Origin of the sequence: Pseudomonas machongensis (genome assembly GCF_034961125.1) — a bacterium.
Taxonomy (GTDB): domain Bacteria; phylum Pseudomonadota; class Gammaproteobacteria; order Pseudomonadales; family Pseudomonadaceae; genus Aquipseudomonas; species Aquipseudomonas machongensis.
On record NZ_JAYFUI010000006.1, the window covers coordinates 1 to 18,023 of the forward strand.

The window sequence follows — 18,023 nt, forward strand, 5'->3', positions numbered from 1 at the left end:
CTACGCGGGCCGCCTCCGCTTTCAATGGACGGGCGGGTCAGGGCGGCGAGCTGGGCGCGGTTGGGTTTTTCCGCCTTGCGCAAGGCGTCACGCAGGGCCTGGGGCTGGGTCGTGCGACCTACATGGCTGAGGGCGCTCTGGCTGAATGCCTCCTGCTCGTCGTCATCGAGGCAGAACACCAGCGCCGGTGGCGCCTCGCGTTCGCACAGACGCGCCGCCACCTGCAGGCCATCGAGGCCCGGCATGCGGGTGTCCAGCAGGACGACATCGGGTTTGAGGCTATCGATCAGCGCCAGGGCCTCCTCGCCATTGGTGGCACTGGGCTCAAGCACCGTATAGCCCTCGAGCTCACCAAGCAGTCGGCTCAGGCGCTCGCGGGCCTGGGGTTCATCATCAACGATCAGGACATTCATAATTGCGCTGGATTCCTGAGTGAGTCTCGCAGTGGGTACAAGCGTAGACAGGAGTCGGTGACCGTTGTAACGGTCACGCTACAGACCCATGCGAAGGCCAAAGATTCACTGGCCTGGCAGAATCGCTGCCAGTCCTCTGTCCAACTGTAGACGGTCCGTGGAACGCTGCCGTTCAATCGTTGAATATCCTGTGGCGCCCGCCACCCGGCGTACCCCGGCAATTTTCTCGCGACCGGCGCCCTGCTTAGCGAAGCCCAACCCTGCTATGATCGGCGCCACTTTTTCATTCACGCCTTCTATGAGTGGATCCATGAGCACCGACAAGACCAACCAGTCCTGGGGCGGCCGCTTCAGTGAGCCCGTCGACGCCTTCGTCGCCCGTTTCACCGCCTCGGTCGATTTCGACAAGCGCCTGTACCGTCACGACATCATGGGTTCGATCGCCCACGCCACCATGCTGGCGCAGGTCGGCGTACTCTCCGACGCCGAGCGCGACACCATCATCGATGGCCTGAAGACCATCCAGGGTGAAATCGAAGCGGGCCAGTTCGACTGGCGTGTCGACCTCGAAGACGTGCACATGAACATCGAGGCACGCCTGACCGACCGTATCGGCATCACCGGCAAGAAGCTGCACACCGGTCGTAGCCGCAACGATCAGGTCGCCACCGACATCCGCCTGTGGCTGCGTGACGAGATCGACCTGATCCTGGGCGAGATCACCCGCCTGCAGCAGGGTCTGCTGGAGCAGGCCGAGCGCGAAGCCGAAACCGTCATGCCCGGCTTCACCCACCTGCAGACCGCCCAGCCGGTGACCTTCGGCCACCATCTGCTGGCTTGGTTCGAAATGCTCAGCCGCGACTACGAGCGCCTGGTCGACTGCCGCAAGCGCGCCAACCGCATGCCGCTGGGCAGCGCAGCGCTGGCCGGTACCACCTACCCGATCAACCGTGAACTGACCTGCAAGCTGCTGGGCTTCGAAGCCGTGGCCGGCAACTCGCTGGATGGCGTCTCGGACCGTGACTTCGCCATCGAATTCTGTGCGGCCGCCAGCGTGGCGATGATGCACCTGTCGCGTTTCTCCGAAGAGCTGGTGCTGTGGACCAGTGCGCAGTTCCAGTTCATCGACCTGCCTGATCGCTTCTGCACCGGTAGCTCGATCATGCCGCAGAAGAAGAACCCGGACGTCCCGGAGCTGGTGCGTGGCAAGACCGGCCGCGTGTTCGGCGCCCTGACCGGCCTGCTCACGCTGATGAAAGGCCAGCCGCTGGCCTATAACAAGGATAACCAGGAAGACAAGGAACCGCTGTTCGACGCCGCCGACACCCTGCGCGACTCGCTGCGTGCCTTTGCCGACATGATCCCGGCGATCAAGCCCAAGCACGCAATCATGCGTGAAGCGGCGCTGCGTGGTTTCTCCACCGCCACCGACCTTGCCGACTACCTGGTGCGCCGCGGCCTGCCATTCCGCGACTGCCACGAGATTGTCGGGCACGCCGTGAAGTATGGCGTCGACACCGGCAAGGACCTGGCCGAGATGAGCCTGGACGAGCTGCGTCAGTTCAGCGACCAGATCGAACAGGACGTGTTTGCCGTACTCACCCTGGAAGGCTCGGTGAACGCGCGCAACCACATCGGCGGCACCGCGCCGGCACAAGTGCGTGCAGCGGTTGCGCGCGGCAAGGCGCTGCTGGCTTCCCGCTAAGCGCGTACCGAGGGCCGCGCCCTCGAATCACCACACAAGGCCGCTGCCACAGGACACCTCGAACCCTGTGGAAGCGGCCTTGTGCCGTGATGGGCCGCACAGCGGCCCTTCTTCCCATCACCGCTTGTTCTGCACCATCTCCATGAACCTTGGCATCGCCGCCTCCTTGTCCGCCACGATCCGCGCCATGTGCGGATGCTCGCGCAGCTTCCCCAACAGCGCCGCTGCCTGTGGGAAGTCCGCCAGGAAATCGATCCCCAGCACCTTCTTGCCCACCGCACACGCCAGGTCGACCGAGAAGCAGAACATCAGGTCAGCCAGGGTCAGCTTTTCGCCAGCGACATAAGGCGCGAACTTGCCGTTGCGCTTGAGCGTGGCAAAACCTGCCAGCAGCTCACTGCGCGCCCGCTCCTTGATCAGCGGCTCCACCGCCGTACCGAAGAACGCTTCGGCGTAGCAGGTACGTGCAGGCAGTTCGATGTACAGCTCGATCTCCTTGAGCAGCTCACGCACCTTGGCCTGCCCGAATGCATCACTGGGCAGCAGCGGATGCTCGGGGTGGGTCTGCTCGATGTAGTCGAGGATCACGTTTGTCTCACTGAGAAAGCCGTGTTCGGTTCCCAGCACCGGAACCTTGCCACGCGGGCTGATGGCCAGCACCTCGGGCGTCTGCCCGGAAACGAACGGCACTTCCTCGAAGGGCACGCCTTTTTCCAGCAGGGCCAGCTTGACCATGTTGTAGTAGTTGCTGACCGCGAATCCGTAGAGCTTGAGCATGAACGACAGCCTCCAGGCCGTAAGGGGTTGGCCTGGCTGTTATAGCCGCCTGGCCACCCCCTGACCAGCATCATGGCGCGCGTCGATGACCGGGCATTGCCGACACAGGCATGGCACACTGTCGCTTTCATCACAGGAGTAGCGCCATGAGCGAACCCACCGACATCGAAAACGACGACGAAGAATTCGCCGAGGCGACGCTGACCCAGGCCATCGAGAACCAGATCGAGAGCGGCAATCCGCCTGCCGCCAAGGCCACCTTCAACAAGCTGACCCTGGTCGGCTACGAACGCGAAGACATCCTCAACCTCATGGCCCACGTGCTGGCCATCGAGATCGACGCGCTGCTCACCGAGGACCGGGCGTTCGATACCGAGTGGTACGAAAATGCCCTGCGTGCCCTGCCCGAGTTGCCACCTGAGGCAAATCAAGGCGACGACGACGAAGCCTGACTACACTCCTGACTTCCATCCTCGTCTGAGAAGTCAGGAGTCGCCCCATGTCCTTTACCCCCGAATTGATCGCCGAACTGGAAGTCCTTGCGCTGTTCAACCTCGACAGCAGCCAGGAAGGGATCAAGATTCACGCCAATGCCTCGCCAGCCCTGGTCGCTGCGGCCAAACGCCTGCATGACAAGCAACTGACCGATCAGCCAGACGGCGGTTACCTGACCAGCCTGGGACACGATGCGGTGGAGAGCGTGCAGTTGCTGTTGAATGTGCTGAAAAACCCACAGCCTGCATAACTGCACCGGCCTCATCGCGGGACAAGCCCGCTCCCACAGGTACGGCGCTGAGCCCAGAGTCAGCGCCGTACCTGTGGGAGCGGGCTTGTCCCGCGATGAGGCCCATAAAGACACCGCACTTTCTCAGGCGCTGGAAAAATGGCGTCAAAATGCCACTCACCCTCTTATCCGACCTCGCCACTCAGGCTAAACTCGCCGATGCTCCCCCGGTCTGCCTGAGTGCGTCATGAACCACCCCCATGAAATTCGCCCCGATCTGCACGACGGTATCGACCGCAAGGTGCTGTCGACCCTGCGCGGGCGCTTTCTCCAGCTGAACCAGGGGCGTCTCGAGCGAGCCATGGAAGGACTGTCCAGCCGCCAGCAGCAGGTACTGACGCTGCTGCCGCTGTTCTTCCACGTCAATCATCCGCTGCTGCCAGGCTATGTGTCGGGTAGCACGCCAGCGGGCGTCTCGGGCTTCGAACCGGACGCCGATCTGTTGGCCGAGGCCCAGCGCCTGACCCGATCCTTCACCTACAAGGCCCGCCACGGCAACCCGCCACGGCCGATTCACGGGCTGTTCCTCATGGGCAGCCTCGGCACCCTGGCCCAGGCCGAGCAAAGCGACATGGACCTGTGGGTCTGTCATGCGCCGGGGATTGGCGAGGGCGCCCTGGCCGAGCTGCGGCGCAAATGCCAGTTGCTCGAGGCCTGGGCCGCTACCCAAGGCGCCGAGGCGCATTTCTTCCTGATCGAGCCCCAGGGCTTTGTCCAGGGCGAACGCGACAGCCAGCTCAGCTCGGACGACTGCGGCACCACCCAGCACTACCTGCTGCTCGACGAGTTCTATCGCACGGCGATCTGGCTGGCCGGACGCACGCCGCTGTGGTGGCTGGTGCCGGTCTACGAAGAGCACAACTACCAGGCCTACACCCAGACGCTGCTGTCCAAGCGCTTCATTCGCGCCCAGGACGACCTCGACCTCGGCCACCTCGCCCACATCCCGCCGGGTGAGTTTGTCGGCGCCGGGCTGTGGCAACTGTTCAAGGGCATCGACTCGCCCTACAAATCGCTGCTCAAGCTGCTGCTGACCGAGGTCTACGCCAGCGAGCACCCCGAAGTGCGCTGCCTGAGCCTGGACTACAAACGTGCGGTGTTCGCCAACCGCCTGGACCTCGACGAGCTGGACCCTTATGTCATGGTCTACCGGCGGATCGAGCAGTACCTGCAGCGCCGCGGCGAGCACGCGCGCCTGGAGCTGGTTCGACGCAGCCTCTACCTGAAGGTCAACAAGAAGCTCAGCGCCCTGGCCCGCACACGCAGCACCGGCTGGCAGCGCCAGCTCCTGGAGCGCCTGACCGAGGAGTGGGGCTGGGACGAGCGCCAACTGGCCCTGCTCGACAGCCGCAGCCAGTGGAAGGTCCGCCAGGTGGCGGTCGAGCGTCGCGAGCTGGTGGCCGAGCTGAACTACAGCTACCGCTTCCTCAGCCAGTTCGCCCGCGACCAGAACGCCAGCAGCCGCGCCGATCAACGCGACCTCAACGTGCTGGGTCGGCGCCTGTACGCAGCCTTCGAGCGCCGCGCCGGCAAGATCGAGGTCATCAACCCGGGCATCGCCCCGGACGTCGCCGAAGACACCCTCACCCTCGTCCAGTCGCCCAACCGCAAGGAGCCGGGCACCCACCACTGGGGCCTGTACAACGGCAACCTGGGCGTGCACGAGTGGGAACATTTCAGCCCGATCAAACGCTGCCGCGAACTGCTCGAACTGCTGACCTGGGCCCATCGCAACGGCGTCATCGACAGCAGCACACGCCTGGCCCTGCACCCTGGTGTCAGCGACCTGAGCGAATTCGAGCTGTTCAACCTGCTGGGAAGCTTGCAGCAGAGCCTGCCGCTGCCGCTGCCGAACGTCAGCGACATCGACCTGCTGCAACCGAGCGTGGCCCAGGAAGTCCTGCTGCTGGTGAATGTCGGCCTCGATCCGCTGCGTCAACACCGTGACCTGAACATCCTGATGACCACCGAGCGCACCGACTCGCTGAGCTACGCTGGATTACGCGAAAACCTGGTGCTGACGCTCGACCAGGTCACCCTCAACAGCTGGAACGAAGTGCTGGTGCAGCGCTACGACGGCGAACACGCCTTGATGCGCTGTCTGCGCGACTTCCTCAACAGCCGTGGCCTACGCAACCCGCGCCCGCGCCTGACGGTGCGCTGCTTCTGCCACAACCGCGCGCAGGCCATCGCCCAGCGCGTCGAGGAACTGTTCAACACCGTGCAGGGCCTGCTTGAGCGCGATCTCGGTCATCGCTTCCTGCTGCAAGTCGCGCAGCATACCCATGTGCTGGCTCTCGACGCGGGCCAGGTCGAGCTGACCACGCTGGAAGGGCACGCTGCGCTGCTCACCCACCTGGGCGAAGAACGCACGCACTACAGCCCCTTGCAACTGGATGGCCAAGCCCTGACGGACCACGACTTGCCGCTGTTGCTGGCACTGGGTCAGCCGGAGTGCATTCAGGTGTTCTATCGCCTGCATGAAGCGTACGCCGACCTCTACGTGCTCGACGAGCATGGTGCGCTGTGGCATCAACAATCGCCGCTGCAGGACGAAGAGCACATGCTGTTGCCCTTGCAGCGTTTCCTGAACTCGGTGGCCATGCGCCGCAGGGCGCGTCTGCCGCTGGACGGTCGCCAGGCGGCGCTGGATATCCACTATTACCAGTTGCTGCCCAATGGGCCGGGAAAGGCGCGGAGCGTGGAGCGGCGCCCGACACCGGCAGTGGACGAAGCCCAGCCCTACTACGAAGTGCAGGCGATCGTTCAGGCCGCCCCGCAGCAGGCGCCACAGGTCACGCTGTATTGCAATCAGCTCGAGTATTCCGAGCTTGAGTACGGCGACCAGCTGTATGCCGTGGTCGCGCGGCAGATCCTCGAGCAGCGCCGTAGCGCCGGTCATTACCGCTGCTATATCACTGACTTGGACCTGTCGGGCCTGGACGACGAACTACCCGCCTCGACTGTGGTTCTGCTGCGGCACAAGCAAGCCCTTGAGCAGGCACTGAACGACGGCCTGCACCTGCAACAGCGCACATCGCAGCACTGACCCAGCATCAATTCCCGCTGCTATCAATCCATTGGCCGCACCACCATCAAGCGCTCTCAGCACTGGAGTACTTGATGATGAACAAAGCATGTTGGATGGGCTCGTCCCCTGAACTGGGCAGCTTGCGTATTCACGAACTGATTCTGCCCGGCAGTCACGACTCGGGCATGGACACCGAGGTCGGCGGCGTGATCGCCCAGGAGCTCACCCAGGACGTTCCCTGTATCGATCAGGTCCGTGGCGGTATTCGCGTGCTGGACTTGCGCGTGCGGGCATACCACGAATACACCCTGGATCAACCCTACCGCTATCAGCTGTTCCATATGAGCAGCTCCGGGCGCACCCTGTTCGGCGACGTCCTCAATCAGCTCAAGCAGTTCTTCAAGGAGCCGGCCAACGCCAAGGAAATCGTGATCCTCGACTTCCATCAGTTCGATCGGTTCGGCGAAAACGAACACGGCTGGCTGCGCGAGGCGATGAACCAGCACTTCGGCTCGATGTTTATCCCCAGGTCACTGAGCAACCTGACACTGGATGATTTGTGGAGCCAACACCCGGGCAAGAACATCGTGATCGCCTACAACCATGGAGACCGCGGCGATTACTGGCCTGGCGTACGTCAGGTGTGGATCGGTGAAAACGCACCATCTACCGCCACGCTGAAGGCGTTCATGGACAAGCAACCACCGGTGGACGATACCTGGGGCGAGCTGAGCGCAATCCAGTGCGCCAAGTACAACTTGGCCGAACTGTTCCGCCCGGACGACTTCAGCGACAAGATCGACCAATGGTTCGAATCGAAGGACTTGAACAGCTACATCCAGAAATTCCGCATCATCAACACCGACTGGTCGCTGCGCAGCCGCATAGTCGACAACTGCATCCATGCCAGCCAACTGCGGGCCAGGCAGGCCCGCTGATGCATGCCCGGCAAGGCCTCGCCTGTGGCCTTGCTGTATTGGCCAACTACAGGTCGAAATCACCCGCCGCTTCAGGCTGGTATTCCACCTCGAGCAGCTTGAGCTTTAGGGTCTTGCCACCCGGCGCCGGCCAGTCGATCTGGTCGCCCACCGACAACCCCAGCAGCGCACAGCCGATCGGTGCCAGGATCGAGACTTTGCCTTCGGGCCCTGCATCCTTCGGGTAGACCAGGGTCAGGTGATAATCCTTGCCGGTGGCTTCCTCGCGGCAGTGCACGCGCGAGTTCATGGTCACCACGCCCGCCGGGACCTCCTCGTGGCCGACCACCTGTTCGGCGCGGTCCAGCTCGTCCTGCAGGGCGAGCACACCCGGCGTGCTTTCGTCGAGGCTGTCGAGCAGACGCTCAAGACGCTGCACGTCCAGTCGGGTGAGGATGAGGGAAGGCTTGGTGCTCATGGTCCAGTCAGACTCCTTTCAACGAAGTATTTCAAGCTGTAGATAAAGCAAAACCCCGCCCAAGGGCGGGGTTTGAGAATGCTTCTGGCGCGGCCAGTACCGGATTGACACTACCACAGCCGGGCAAATACTCAAGCCTGTGGCGTCGAAGCCCTCAGCGCGTCGGCCTCGCGGCAGATCTGCCGCCGCCGTTCGTCATCGGCCGAACGCCATTCTCGGATATGCTCCACATGCCGCATGCATCCGGTGCAGACCCGACGCTCGTCGAGTCGGCAGACGCTGATGCACGGCGAAGGCACGGCCGGGCTGACGTTGCTGTAGAGCGGCTTGGGCGGCCGCGGTTGCTCGCTCATCTCAGATCTCGTCGAAGTCCAGCTTCTCGCCGACTCGCTCCCAGACGATGCGCTCGAGCATCTCACCGAGCAGTTCTTCGCTCTTCTCGCAGACCCACTTGCCGCTCTCTTCGTCATAGTCGAAGTGGAAACCGCCCGAGCGGTCGGCCAGCCACAGCTGACGCAGCGGCTCCTGGCGGCTGAAGATCAGTTGGCTGCCGTTGTCGAACTTGATCGTCAGGACACCGGCGGAGTTTTCCATGTCCAGGTCCAGGTCGGTCTCATCGAACAGATCCTCCAGGGCCTGTTGGGTCGCGTCGACCAGGTCGTGGAAACGCGCTTCGCTCAAACTCATTGCAGGAACCTCGAAAATGGCTGCACACACGCAAGCCGGGCACGATACGACCGCTGGGCGCTGATTGCAAAGACTAGCGACCGGCAGCACCGAGCCCAACCCTCACAGCCACCAAGCCTGGCCCGCCCGACGGACCGGCCCTTGCATAGGCAATCCGCTGGTCGCTCGGTATACTCGGGCGCAATACTGCTTATTTCAAAGGATTTCACCCATGAAGCGCCTGATTTCCTCCATTGCGGCGCTGGTCGCTGTAGCCTGCCTCGTTTCGGCCTGCGGTCAGAAAGGCCCCCTGTACCTGCCTGAAGACGGCAAGGACGGCAAGAGCGCACGCAAGTCGTCGCACCAGCACGCGCAGCCGGCCAAGGCCGCCCCGCAAGACGAAGAATCGCTGCCAGAGCAGTCGCCAGAGCAGTAAGGAAATCCAATGGACGCATTCAACTACCGCGACGGTGAACTGTTCGCGGAAGGCGTGGCCCTGTCGGCCATCGCCGAACGTTTCGGCACGCCCACCTACGTCTACTCGCGCGCCCACATCGAGGGCCAGTACCGTAGCTACACCGACGCCCTGCAAGGGGTCGAGCACCTGGTGTGCTTCGCGGTCAAGGCCAACTCCAACCTCGGCGTGCTGAACCTGCTTGCACGCCTTGGCGCGGGCTTCGACATCGTTTCCGGTGGCGAACTGGAGCGTGTGCTGGCCGCCGGCGGCCGGGCCGACCGCGTGGTGTTCTCCGGCGTCGGCAAAACCCGTGAAGACATGCGCCGCGCGCTGGAAGTCGGCGTGCACTGCTTCAACGTCGAATCCACCGACGAACTCGAGCGCCTGCAAGTGGTGGCTGCCGAAATGGGCAAGGTCGCCCCGGTCTCGCTGCGGGTCAACCCGGACGTCGATGCCGGCACCCACCCGTACATCTCCACTGGTCTCAAAGAGAACAAGTTCGGTATCGCCATCGCCGATGCCGAAGCCATCTACGTGCGCGCTGCACAGTTGCCCAACCTGGACGTGGTCGGCGTCGACTGCCACATCGGCTCGCAACTGACCACCGTCGACCCGTTCCTTGACGCCCTCGACCGCCTGCTCGACCTGGTCGACCGCCTTGCCGACTGCGGTATTCACCTGCGTCACCTCGACCTGGGCGGCGGCGTTGGCGTGCGCTATCGCGACGAACAACCCCCGCTGGTGGCCGACTACATCAAGGCCATCCGTGAACGCGTCGGCGCACGCGACCTGGCCCTGGTGTTCGAGCCGGGCCGCTACATCGTCGCCAACGGCGGCGTACTGCTGACCCGCGTCGAATACCTCAAGCACACCGAGCACAAGGACTTCGCCATCATCGATGCAGCGATGAACGACCTGATCCGTCCGGCGCTGTACCAGGCCTGGATGGGCGTCAGCGCGGTCAAGCCACGCGAAGGCGAAGGCCGTGCCTACGACCTGGTCGGCCCGATCTGCGAAACCGGTGACTTCCTCGCCAAGGATCGCCAGCTGAACCTGGCCGAAGGCGATCTGCTGGCCGTGCAGTCCGCGGGCGCCTATGGTTTCGTCATGAGCTCGAACTACAACACCCGTGGCCGTTGCGCCGAAATCCTGGTCGATGGTGACCAGGCCTTCGAAGTCCGCCGCCGCGAGACCATTGCCGAACTGTTCGCCGGCGAAAGCCTGCTGCCGGAGTGAACCCATGCTGCTGCGTTTCACCAAGATGCACGGGCTGGGCAACGACTTCATGGTCCTGGACCTGGTCAGCCAGCACGCGCACATCCAGCCCAAGCATGCCAAGCAGTGGGGTGATCGCCACACCGGCATCGGCTTCGACCAGCTGCTGATCGTCGAGGCACCGAGCAATCCGGAAGTGGATTTCCGCTACCGGATCTTCAATGCCGATGGCTCCGAAGTCGAACAGTGCGGCAACGGCGCGCGCTGCTTTGCCCGTTTCGTGCTGGACAAGCGCCTGACCGCCAAGAAACGTATTCGCGTCGAAACCAAAGGCGGTGTCATCGAGCTTGATGTGCAGAACGACGGCCAGGTCTGTGTCGACATGGGCCCGCCGCGCTTCAACCCGACCGATATCCCCTTCGTTGCCGACCAGCAGGCGCTGAGCTATCCACTGGAAGTCGATGGCCAGGTTCACTCGATCGCCGCCGTGTCCATGGGCAACCCGCATTCGGTGCTGCGCGTCGATGACGTGCGCAGTGCCCCCGTGCATGAGCTGGGCCCCAAGATCGAGCACCACCCGCGCTTCCCGCAGCGGGTCAACGCCGGCTTCATCCAGGTCGTCGACCGCCACCGTGCCAACCTGCGGGTCTGGGAGCGCGGTGCCGGCGAAACACAGGCCTGCGGTACCGGCGCCTGCGCCGCCGCCGTGGCAGCCATCGCCCAGGGCTGGATGGACTCTCCCGTGTCCATCGACCTGCCAGGCGGGCGCCTGAGCATCGAATGGGCTGGCCCCGGCAAACCGGTATTGATGACCGGCCCAGCCGTACGCGTCTACGAAGGACAGGTTCGTCTCTAAGCGAGTATCCGCCATGACCGATCAGCCACAGGTTGTACCCGAGCAAGCCGCCGACCTCGACGCCGAGGCGGTGGTCGCCTACCTGCGCGCCCACCCAACCTTCTTCTCCGAACATGACGAACTGCTCATCGAGCAGCGCATCCCCCACCAGCGCGGCGACAGCGTGTCGCTGGTGGAACGTCAGCTCAAGCTGCTGCGTGACCGCAACATCGAGATGCGCCATCGCCTGTCGCAATTGATGGATGTGGCCCGCGACAACGACCGACTGTTCGACAAGACCCGCCGCCTCATCCTCGACCTGCTCGACGCCAGCAGCCTGGAGGAAGTGGTAATGGCGGTCGAAGACAGCTTGCGCCAGGAGTTCCAGGTGCCCTTCGTCAGCCTGATCCTGTTCGGTGAGAACGCCGCCCCGGTCGGCCGCTGGGTCAGCAGTGCCGAGGCGCAACAAGCCATCGGTGGGCTGCTGGGCAGTGGCAAGACGGTCAGCGGCAACCTGCGCGAGCATGAGCTGGCATTCCTGTTCGGCGAAGACCAGCGCAAGGACGTCGGCTCCAGTGCCGTCGCCTCGCTGGAGCATCAGGGCTTGCACGGCGTGCTGGCCATTGGCAGCCGCGACCCGCAGCACTACAAGAGCAGCGTCGGCACCCTGTTCCTCACCTACATCGCCGAAGTCCTCGGTCGCGTGGTTCCGCGCTTCACCCAGACGCTGCGCTCGGTACGCTGATGGAACGCCAGCTGGAAGCTTATTGCGCGCACCTGCGCAACGAGCGCCAGGTGTCCGAGCACACCCAGCTGGCCTACCGCCGCGACCTGGAAAAAGTGGTCGAATTCTGCAACACCCAGGGCATCGCCAGTTGGCAGGCCCTGCAGATCCAGCAATTGCGCCAGTTGATCGCACGCCTGCACCACCACGGCCAGTCATCGCGCAGCCTGGCGCGCCTGCTCTCGGCGGTGCGCGGCCTGTATCGCTACCTCAACCGTGAGGGGCTGTGCCAGCACGATCCGGCCAACGGCCTGACCCCGCCCAAGGGTGAGCGTCGCCTGCCCAAGACCCTCGACACCGACCGCGCCCTGCAACTGCTCGACGGCGGCGTCGACGACGACTTCATCGCCCGTCGCGACCAGGCCATTCTCGAACTGTTCTACTCCTCGGGCCTGCGCCTGTCGGAACTGACCAACCTCGACCTCGAACAACTGGACCTGGCCGGCGGACTGGTCCAGGTGCAGGGCAAGGGTGGCAAGGCCCGCGTCCTGCCGGTCGGGCGCAAGGCGCGCGAAGCGCTGCAGGCGTGGCTGAAACTGCGCGGGATCAGCGCGCCACGCGACGGTGCGATGTTCGTCACCCGCCAAGGCAAGCGCCTGGGACCACGGGCCATCCAGTTGCGGGTCAAGGTCGCCGGAGAACGCGAACTGGGCCAGCACCTGCACCCGCACATGCTCCGCCACTCCTTCGCCAGCCACCTGCTCGAATCGTCCCAGGACCTGCGCGCGGTACAGGAGATGCTCGGTCATGCCGACATCAGCACCACGCAGATCTACACCCACCTGGACTTCCAGCACCTGGCCGCCGTCTACGACAGCGCCCATCCCCGAGCCAAACGCAGCAAAGGCAGCGACTCATGAGTATCAAGCTGATCACCTTCGACCTGGACGACACCCTGTGGGACACCGCACCGGTGATCACCAGTGCCGAGACCGTCCTGCGCGACTGGCTTGCCGCCAATGCCCCAACCCTGGGCGGTGTGCCGGTCGAGCACCTGTATGCCATCCGCGAACGCCTGGTGCAGGCCGAACCGGGCCTCAAGCACCGCATCAGCGCCCTGCGCCGTCGCGTGCTGTTCCACGCACTGTCCGAGGTTGGCTACAGCGAGCAACACGCCCAGACGCTCGCCAATGAAGCCTTCGAGGTGTTCCTGCATGCCCGGCATCAGGTCGAGGTGTTTCCCGAAGTGCAGCCGGTGCTGGAGATCCTGCGCCATCACTATGTGCTGGGCGTCGTGACCAACGGCAATGCCGATGTGCGGCGGCTGGGGATTTCGGACTACTTCCGCTTCGCCCTGTGCGCCGAGGACCTGGGGATCGGCAAGCCCGACCCTGCGCCCTTCCGCGAAGCCCTCAAGCGGGGTGAGGTGGAGGCCAGTGCCGCAGTGCATGTCGGCGATCATCCGGGTGACGACATCGCCGGGGCCCAACGCGCCGGCTTACGCGCAGTCTGGTTCAACCCCCAGGGCAAGGCCTGGGCCGGCGAGCAGGCGCCCGATGCCGAGATCCAGCGCCTGTCGCAGTTGCCCGAGGTGCTGGCACGCTGGCGCTGACGGCCCTATCGCGGGCTAAGCCCGCACGAACACCCAAATTCCACCCACAAAAAAGCCCGCAGCGACCGCGGGCTTTTTTGTATCCAGCCACTCAGATAGGGCGGCTGCCGTACTTGTTGTCCGGCTTCTTGGGCGGATCGGCGACCACGTTGGCCTCGACTTCCTGGACCTTGCCACCGCGTGCCAGGAACTCTTCCATGGCGCGCGCCAGCGCGTCGCGTTCCTTCTGCTTGGCTTCCATGCTCGGCATCTCGTCTACCGAGACTGCCGCCTTGGACTTGCCTTTGGCGGCAGGTGCAGGGCTGCTGTCGTCGTCGCCGGCGTCTTCCGCGCCGTCGTCGGATGCCGCTTCAAGGGCCTCATCACCCTCGTCTTCGTCGCCTACTTCGAGGTCATCATTTTCCAGATCGTCGTCGCTCATGTTCTACCTCATGACTTGCGAAAAGCAGGTTAGTTATAGACCAGTGATGCCGTAGACCGGCAGCCACCAGTGAAAATTCAACTGGCCGTGGGTTGGCCACTGCCTTGGATGTACGGCCCCTGGTGAGGGCGTTTCACCCAGCAGATCCCAGCTCCTGGCGGGATCTGACGAAATCCTTGAGCCACCGCTGCTGGCCTTGCGCTATTGGCAAGCCTAGCAAAGCGTGGCGAAGTGTGTGGAAGGCACTGCAAACACCCTTCCGGCGCGCATTCTAGCGCGCCGTGAGAAAAAACAAAGCACCATCAATGCCCGCTTTTCTGTAAGTTTTCTGCCTGCGTCACGAACGTGCCGGATAAACCGTTTGCCTATCGGCAAAACGGTAAAAATCAGGCAAAAAAATGCCCGGACATGCCGGGCAAGTTTTTTACCGCGTGGCGATTACAGGTTGTAGCCGCGCTCGTTGTGCTGAGCCAGGTCGAGGCCGACCGACTCTTCTTCTTCGTTTACCCGCAGGCCCATTACCACGTCCAGCACCTTGAGGATCACGTAGGTGACGATGGCGGTGTAGGCCACGGTGAAAATCACGCCCTTGGCCTGGACCCAGACCTGCGCACCGATATCGGTGACCGCGCCGAAGCCGCCCAGGGCCGGTGCTGCGAAGACACCGGTGAGAATCGCGCCGACGATACCGCCGATACCATGCACGCCGAAGGCATCCAGCGAGTCGTCGTAGCCCAGCTTGCGCTTGAGGCTGGTGGCGCAGAAGTAGCAGATCACACCCGACGCCAGGCCGATCACCAGGGCGCCCATCGGGCCGACGGTGCCGGCAGCCGGAGTGATGGCGACCAGGCCGGCGACCACACCCGAAGCGATGCCCAGGGCGCTAGGTTTGCCGTGGCCGATCCACTCGGCGAACATCCAGCCCAGCGCGGCGGCGGCGGTGGCGATCTGGGTCACCAGCATGGCCATGCCGGCAGTGCCGTTGGCGGCTGCAGCGGAACCTGCGTTGAAGCCGAACCAGCCGATCCACAGCATGGCAGCGCCGACCAAGGTGTAGCCGAGGTTGTGCGGAGCCATCGGCGTGGTCGGGTAGCCTTTGCGCTTGCCCAGTACCAGGCACGCCACCAGGCCTGCGATACCGGCGTTGATGTGCACCACGGTGCCACCCGCGAAGTCCAGTACGCCCCAGTCCCACATCAGTGCGCCGTCACCGCTCCAGACCATGTGCGCGATCGGCGCATAGACCAGGGTGAACCACACGCCCATGAACACCAGCATGGCGGAGAACTTCATGCGTTCGGCAAAGGCACCGACGATCAGTGCCGGGGTGATGATGGCGAAGGTCATCTGGAAGGTGATGAACACCGCCTCAGGGAACAGCGCGGTGGCCGAGGTCAGGCCAGACGGCGTCACACCGGCGAGGAAGGCTTTGGAGAAGCCGCCGATGAACGAGTTGAAGTTGAGCACGCCCTTTTCCATACCGGTGGTATCGAAGGCGATGCTGTAGCCGTAGATGACCCACAGGATGCTGATCAGACCGGTGATGGCAAAGCACTGCATCATCACCGACAGCAGGTTCTTGGAGCGCACCATGCCACCGTAGAACAGGGCCAGGCCCGGGATGGTCATGAACAGTACCAGCGCCGTGGCAGTGAGCATCCAGGCGGTGTCGCCGGAGTTCAGTACCGGGGCGGCTGCTTCCTCTGCCAGGGCCAGGCCAGGCATTACGAGGGACAATAGGGCTCCTAGCCCTGCGATCTTGCGCAGAGTCATTTGTTTTCTCCTGGGGCGTTTGGGTTTGGTGAGGCTTGTTGTGTCGCTTAGATCGCGTCGGTATCGGTTTCGCCGGTACGGATGCGGATCGCCTGCTCCAGATTCACCACGAAGATCTTGCCGTCGCCGATCTTGCCGGTGTTGGCCGCCTTGGTGATGGCTTCGATCACCCGGTCCAGGTCCTTGTCATCGATGGCGACATCGATCTTGACCTTGGGCAGGAAATCGACCACGTATTCGGCGCCACGGTACAGCTCGGTGTGGCCTTTCTGCCGGCCGAAGCCCTTGACTTCGGTCACGGTGATGCCTTGCACGCCGATTTCCGACAGCGACTCGCGCACGTCGTCCAGCTTGAACGGCTTGATGATGGCAGTGACTAGCTTCATGAAACTCTTCTCCCGATTTGGTGGACTTGCCCCAGGAAAACAAACCCGTCTCAAGTCTAAGCGCAGCGCCTGGCTTTGTAACGCGTCGTCGGCTCCATTCCCCCACCGACACACGTTTCGGCGGGTGGAGAGGGAGCCTTGCGGCTCCGCCTGCACACTGCCCGATCACAAGGGACTGCATCAGTGCATGGCGCACAGAGGCCTTTGCAGAAACCTTGCCAGATCCGGCAAAGGGCCGGAAAACAAGTAGTTGCGCACAATGCTCGGGATTAGCCCATGGCCAGTACGCTGAAAGCTGCACGATTCTGGTGCAGCGAGCCGCCGGTAGCTGCTCAAAAAGTGTGCGCCCGGCCGCCGAAATACGCCGTGCTACACTGCCCACCTTTCATACGCCACGGAACAGCCTGACCCATGCTCGCGCCCAAAGCCCTTCTCGACGCCCTGAGCGACCAGGCCTCGCGCCTGTTCAGCGGCGACACCGCCCAGCCGCGCGCCGAACTCGAAAGCCAGTTCAAGATCCTGATGCAGAGCGCGTTCAGCAAGCTGGACCTGGTCAGCCGGGAAGAATTCGACAGCCAGATGGTGGTCCTGGCGCGCACCCGCGCGCGCCTCGAAGCCCTGGAGAAGCAAGTGGCCGAGCTGGAAGCGCGCCTGGCGCCACCGGCCCAGGACTAGCCACACTGAGGGATATACGGCCGGCCTCCGTGCAGAGGCCGGCCGGAAACTTCAAACGCTTCCTACAAACACCAGGGAGCATTCAAACAAGATGAAACTTATTTAGAGTTCACCTCCCCGGTTGACTTCGATACTACCCTTGAATAAAGTTCGCTCGCCCTGAGAAAAGGGGCCTTTTTTCCATTCACTGAAGAATTCAATGGACACAGTATCTAGTCGCTGCCTGACCGCCGCCGTACGGCCCGGTCAGGCACTTGAACCGGAACACCGGTCCCGACACCCTGGTCGGGCAAGCCGCGCCAGAGCCTGATGCTCCGCCGTGACTTGCCACAGCCGGTGTCCGCCGGTTGGAGGCAAGCTCATGAACCTCACGTCATTCGTTTCACATCGCCTGCACGCCTGCCTGGCGCGTTTGCAGGCCCGCGCCTGGCCGCCCCATGGCCCGTGCGCTCCAGCCCAGCCCTCGGCCGCCGTGCGCGGCCCGCAGTTGCGTGCCGTATGGCAGGCACACCCCTGCCTCGGAAAACTCCAGTTGCGCCTGCACTGGCACCATGACGACAGCCAGGCCCCTCCAGGTAGACGGGGGCCGCTGGCACGCGTTTGCGCTCGCCTGAGACCCCACACACTCCACTGAACAACTGATATTGAACAGTAACTTTGGATCGAACTTTCAACATTGAAAGTTCGCCGGACTGTTATTGCCCATTATTTATCAACGAGGAATACAAACATGGACTGCGCGAGTAGAAAGTTCGCTGCCGAAACAACTTCCGACTCTCGGCAGCGGACAGACAACTGTCGGAGAAACCAAGCATTTTTCTGCGACCCGACATGCCTACGTTCACCCCCTGAGTGAAACGTCTGTGTGTCGTGCCGCCCCAGCGGCAGGAGCACAGCAACATGACCGTCAAACACCGCAACACCCCGCCGGCCAAGGCCGAACGCGAAACCCGCCTGTCCACCCGCGCCGCCCGTGAGGCGCGCAATGGCCTGTCCGTCACCCTCGCCAACCTCGATGCCAGCGAGCATGGCCTGACCGAACACGAAGCCGCCAAGCGCCTGCAGCGCGACGGCGCCAACCAGGTCGCTCACGACCAGCAACCCCACGCCCTGGTGCAACTGCTCAAGGCCCTGCACAACCCGTTCATCTACGT

General features: G+C 63.4%; 22 protein-coding genes. 13 read left to right on the forward strand and 9 right to left on the reverse strand.

Annotated elements, in window-relative coordinates:
* A partial coding sequence (locus tag VA602_RS00210; protein ID WP_323452140.1) for a response regulator occupies positions 1 to 413 on the reverse strand: 413 nt, incomplete at its 3' end.
* 310 nt (positions 414 to 723) lie between these two features.
* Between VA602_RS00210 and argH the strand changes: the two genes are divergently transcribed.
* Entirely contained in the window at positions 724 to 2,118 is a 1,395-nt protein-coding gene (gene argH / locus VA602_RS00215) for an argininosuccinate lyase (RefSeq protein WP_323452141.1), read from the forward strand.
* A gap of 117 nt (positions 2,119 to 2,235) precedes the next feature.
* Here the strand turns inward: argH and VA602_RS00220 are convergent, their stop codons facing one another.
* Positions 2,236 to 2,895 carry a glutathione S-transferase gene (locus tag VA602_RS00220; protein ID WP_054891611.1) on the reverse strand — a complete coding sequence of 220 codons (660 nt, stop codon included), beginning with the start codon at positions 2,893 to 2,895 and terminating at the stop codon, positions 2,236 to 2,238.
* Between the two features lie 146 nt (positions 2,896 to 3,041).
* Between VA602_RS00220 and VA602_RS00225 the strand changes: the two genes are divergently transcribed.
* From VA602_RS00225 to VA602_RS00240, 4 genes are all read left to right on the forward strand, one after another.
* The gene (locus tag VA602_RS00225; RefSeq protein WP_054891610.1) at positions 3,042 to 3,347 is read left to right on the forward strand and encodes a hypothetical protein; all 306 of its coding nucleotides are present in this window, start codon (positions 3,042 to 3,044) and stop codon (positions 3,345 to 3,347) included.
* A 47-nt stretch (positions 3,348 to 3,394) separates the two neighbouring features.
* Positions 3,395 to 3,640, forward strand: coding sequence for a TIGR02647 family protein (locus VA602_RS00230; RefSeq protein ID WP_197889736.1), 246 nt, complete (start codon positions 3,395 to 3,397; stop codon positions 3,638 to 3,640).
* Between the two features lie 226 nt (positions 3,641 to 3,866).
* Complete coding sequence (locus VA602_RS00235) at positions 3,867 to 6,728, forward strand: class I adenylate cyclase (protein WP_323452142.1); 2,862 nt, start codon at positions 3,867 to 3,869, stop codon at positions 6,726 to 6,728.
* Between the two features lie 74 nt (positions 6,729 to 6,802).
* Entirely contained in the window at positions 6,803 to 7,648 is an 846-nt protein-coding gene (locus VA602_RS00240; protein WP_323452143.1) for a PI-PLC domain-containing protein, read from the forward strand.
* Between the two features lie 46 nt (positions 7,649 to 7,694).
* On the opposite strand, the gene rnk is transcribed toward VA602_RS00240, so the two are convergent.
* The 3 genes from rnk to cyaY all read right to left on the reverse strand — a co-directional run bounded on the left by rnk (position 7,695) and on the right by cyaY (position 8,792).
* Positions 7,695 to 8,105: a nucleoside diphosphate kinase regulator gene (rnk, locus tag VA602_RS00245; RefSeq protein WP_323452144.1), complete on the reverse strand. Its 411-nt coding sequence runs from the start codon at positions 8,103 to 8,105 to the stop codon at positions 7,695 to 7,697.
* 131 nt (positions 8,106 to 8,236) lie between these two features.
* Positions 8,237 to 8,458 carry a DUF1289 domain-containing protein gene (locus tag VA602_RS00250; RefSeq protein ID WP_054891606.1) on the reverse strand — a complete coding sequence of 74 codons (222 nt, stop codon included), beginning with the start codon at positions 8,456 to 8,458 and terminating at the stop codon, positions 8,237 to 8,239.
* Position 8,459: 1 nt separating this feature from the next.
* The gene (gene cyaY / locus VA602_RS00255) at positions 8,460 to 8,792 is read right to left on the reverse strand and encodes an iron donor protein CyaY (protein ID WP_054891605.1); all 333 of its coding nucleotides are present in this window, start codon (positions 8,790 to 8,792) and stop codon (positions 8,460 to 8,462) included.
* Between the two features lie 211 nt (positions 8,793 to 9,003).
* Between cyaY and lptM the strand changes: the two genes are divergently transcribed.
* The 6 genes from lptM to VA602_RS00285 are packed head-to-tail and all read left to right on the forward strand — an operon-like array spanning position 9,004 to position 13,614.
* Complete coding sequence (gene lptM / locus VA602_RS00260) at positions 9,004 to 9,207, forward strand: LPS translocon maturation chaperone LptM (RefSeq protein ID WP_054891604.1); 204 nt, start codon at positions 9,004 to 9,006, stop codon at positions 9,205 to 9,207.
* A 9-nt stretch (positions 9,208 to 9,216) separates the two neighbouring features.
* Positions 9,217 to 10,464 carry a diaminopimelate decarboxylase gene (gene lysA / locus VA602_RS00265; RefSeq protein ID WP_151925471.1) on the forward strand — a complete coding sequence of 416 codons (1,248 nt, stop codon included), beginning with the start codon at positions 9,217 to 9,219 and terminating at the stop codon, positions 10,462 to 10,464.
* Between the two features lie 4 nt (positions 10,465 to 10,468).
* Positions 10,469 to 11,299: a diaminopimelate epimerase gene (gene dapF, locus VA602_RS00270; RefSeq protein ID WP_323452145.1), complete on the forward strand. Its 831-nt coding sequence runs from the start codon at positions 10,469 to 10,471 to the stop codon at positions 11,297 to 11,299.
* 13 nt (positions 11,300 to 11,312) lie between these two features.
* Positions 11,313 to 12,023: a DUF484 family protein gene (locus VA602_RS00275; RefSeq protein ID WP_112897095.1), complete on the forward strand. Its 711-nt coding sequence runs from the start codon at positions 11,313 to 11,315 to the stop codon at positions 12,021 to 12,023.
* On the forward strand, positions 12,023 to 12,922 hold the full coding sequence (xerC, locus tag VA602_RS00280) for a tyrosine recombinase XerC (protein WP_063542116.1): 900 nt from the start codon (positions 12,023 to 12,025) through the stop codon (positions 12,920 to 12,922). The genes VA602_RS00275 and xerC overlap by 1 nt, the downstream gene beginning before the upstream one ends.
* Positions 12,919 to 13,614 (forward strand): HAD family hydrolase, encoded by a 696-nt coding sequence (locus VA602_RS00285; protein ID WP_054891599.1) that lies wholly within the window; start codon positions 12,919 to 12,921, stop codon positions 13,612 to 13,614. The genes xerC and VA602_RS00285 overlap by 4 nt, the downstream gene beginning before the upstream one ends.
* Before the next feature lie 91 nt (positions 13,615 to 13,705).
* On the opposite strand, the gene sutA is transcribed toward VA602_RS00285, so the two are convergent.
* The 3 genes from sutA to glnK form a co-directional block, all read right to left on the reverse strand.
* Complete coding sequence (sutA, locus tag VA602_RS00290; protein ID WP_054891598.1) at positions 13,706 to 14,035, reverse strand: transcriptional regulator SutA; 330 nt, start codon at positions 14,033 to 14,035, stop codon at positions 13,706 to 13,708.
* Positions 14,036 to 14,473: 438 nt separating this feature from the next.
* The gene (locus VA602_RS00295; RefSeq protein WP_054891597.1) at positions 14,474 to 15,808 is read right to left on the reverse strand and encodes an ammonium transporter; all 1,335 of its coding nucleotides are present in this window, start codon (positions 15,806 to 15,808) and stop codon (positions 14,474 to 14,476) included.
* A gap of 47 nt (positions 15,809 to 15,855) precedes the next feature.
* Entirely contained in the window at positions 15,856 to 16,194 is a 339-nt protein-coding gene (glnK, locus tag VA602_RS00300) for a P-II family nitrogen regulator (RefSeq protein WP_002555808.1), read from the reverse strand.
* Positions 16,195 to 16,605: 411 nt separating this feature from the next.
* Here glnK and VA602_RS00305 point away from each other — a divergent pair, with 411 nt between their 5' ends.
* Complete coding sequence (locus VA602_RS00305) at positions 16,606 to 16,869, forward strand: accessory factor UbiK family protein (protein WP_063542112.1); 264 nt, start codon at positions 16,606 to 16,608, stop codon at positions 16,867 to 16,869.
* 382 nt (positions 16,870 to 17,251) lie between these two features.
* Here the strand turns inward: VA602_RS00305 and VA602_RS00310 are convergent, their stop codons facing one another.
* Complete coding sequence (locus VA602_RS00310) at positions 17,252 to 17,422, reverse strand: hypothetical protein (RefSeq protein WP_323452146.1); 171 nt, start codon at positions 17,420 to 17,422, stop codon at positions 17,252 to 17,254.
* 347 nt (positions 17,423 to 17,769) lie between these two features.
* On the opposite strand from VA602_RS00310, the gene VA602_RS00315 reads away from it, so the two are divergent.
* A partial coding sequence (locus tag VA602_RS00315; RefSeq protein WP_323452147.1) for a cation-transporting P-type ATPase occupies positions 17,770 to 18,023 on the forward strand: 254 nt, incomplete at its 3' end.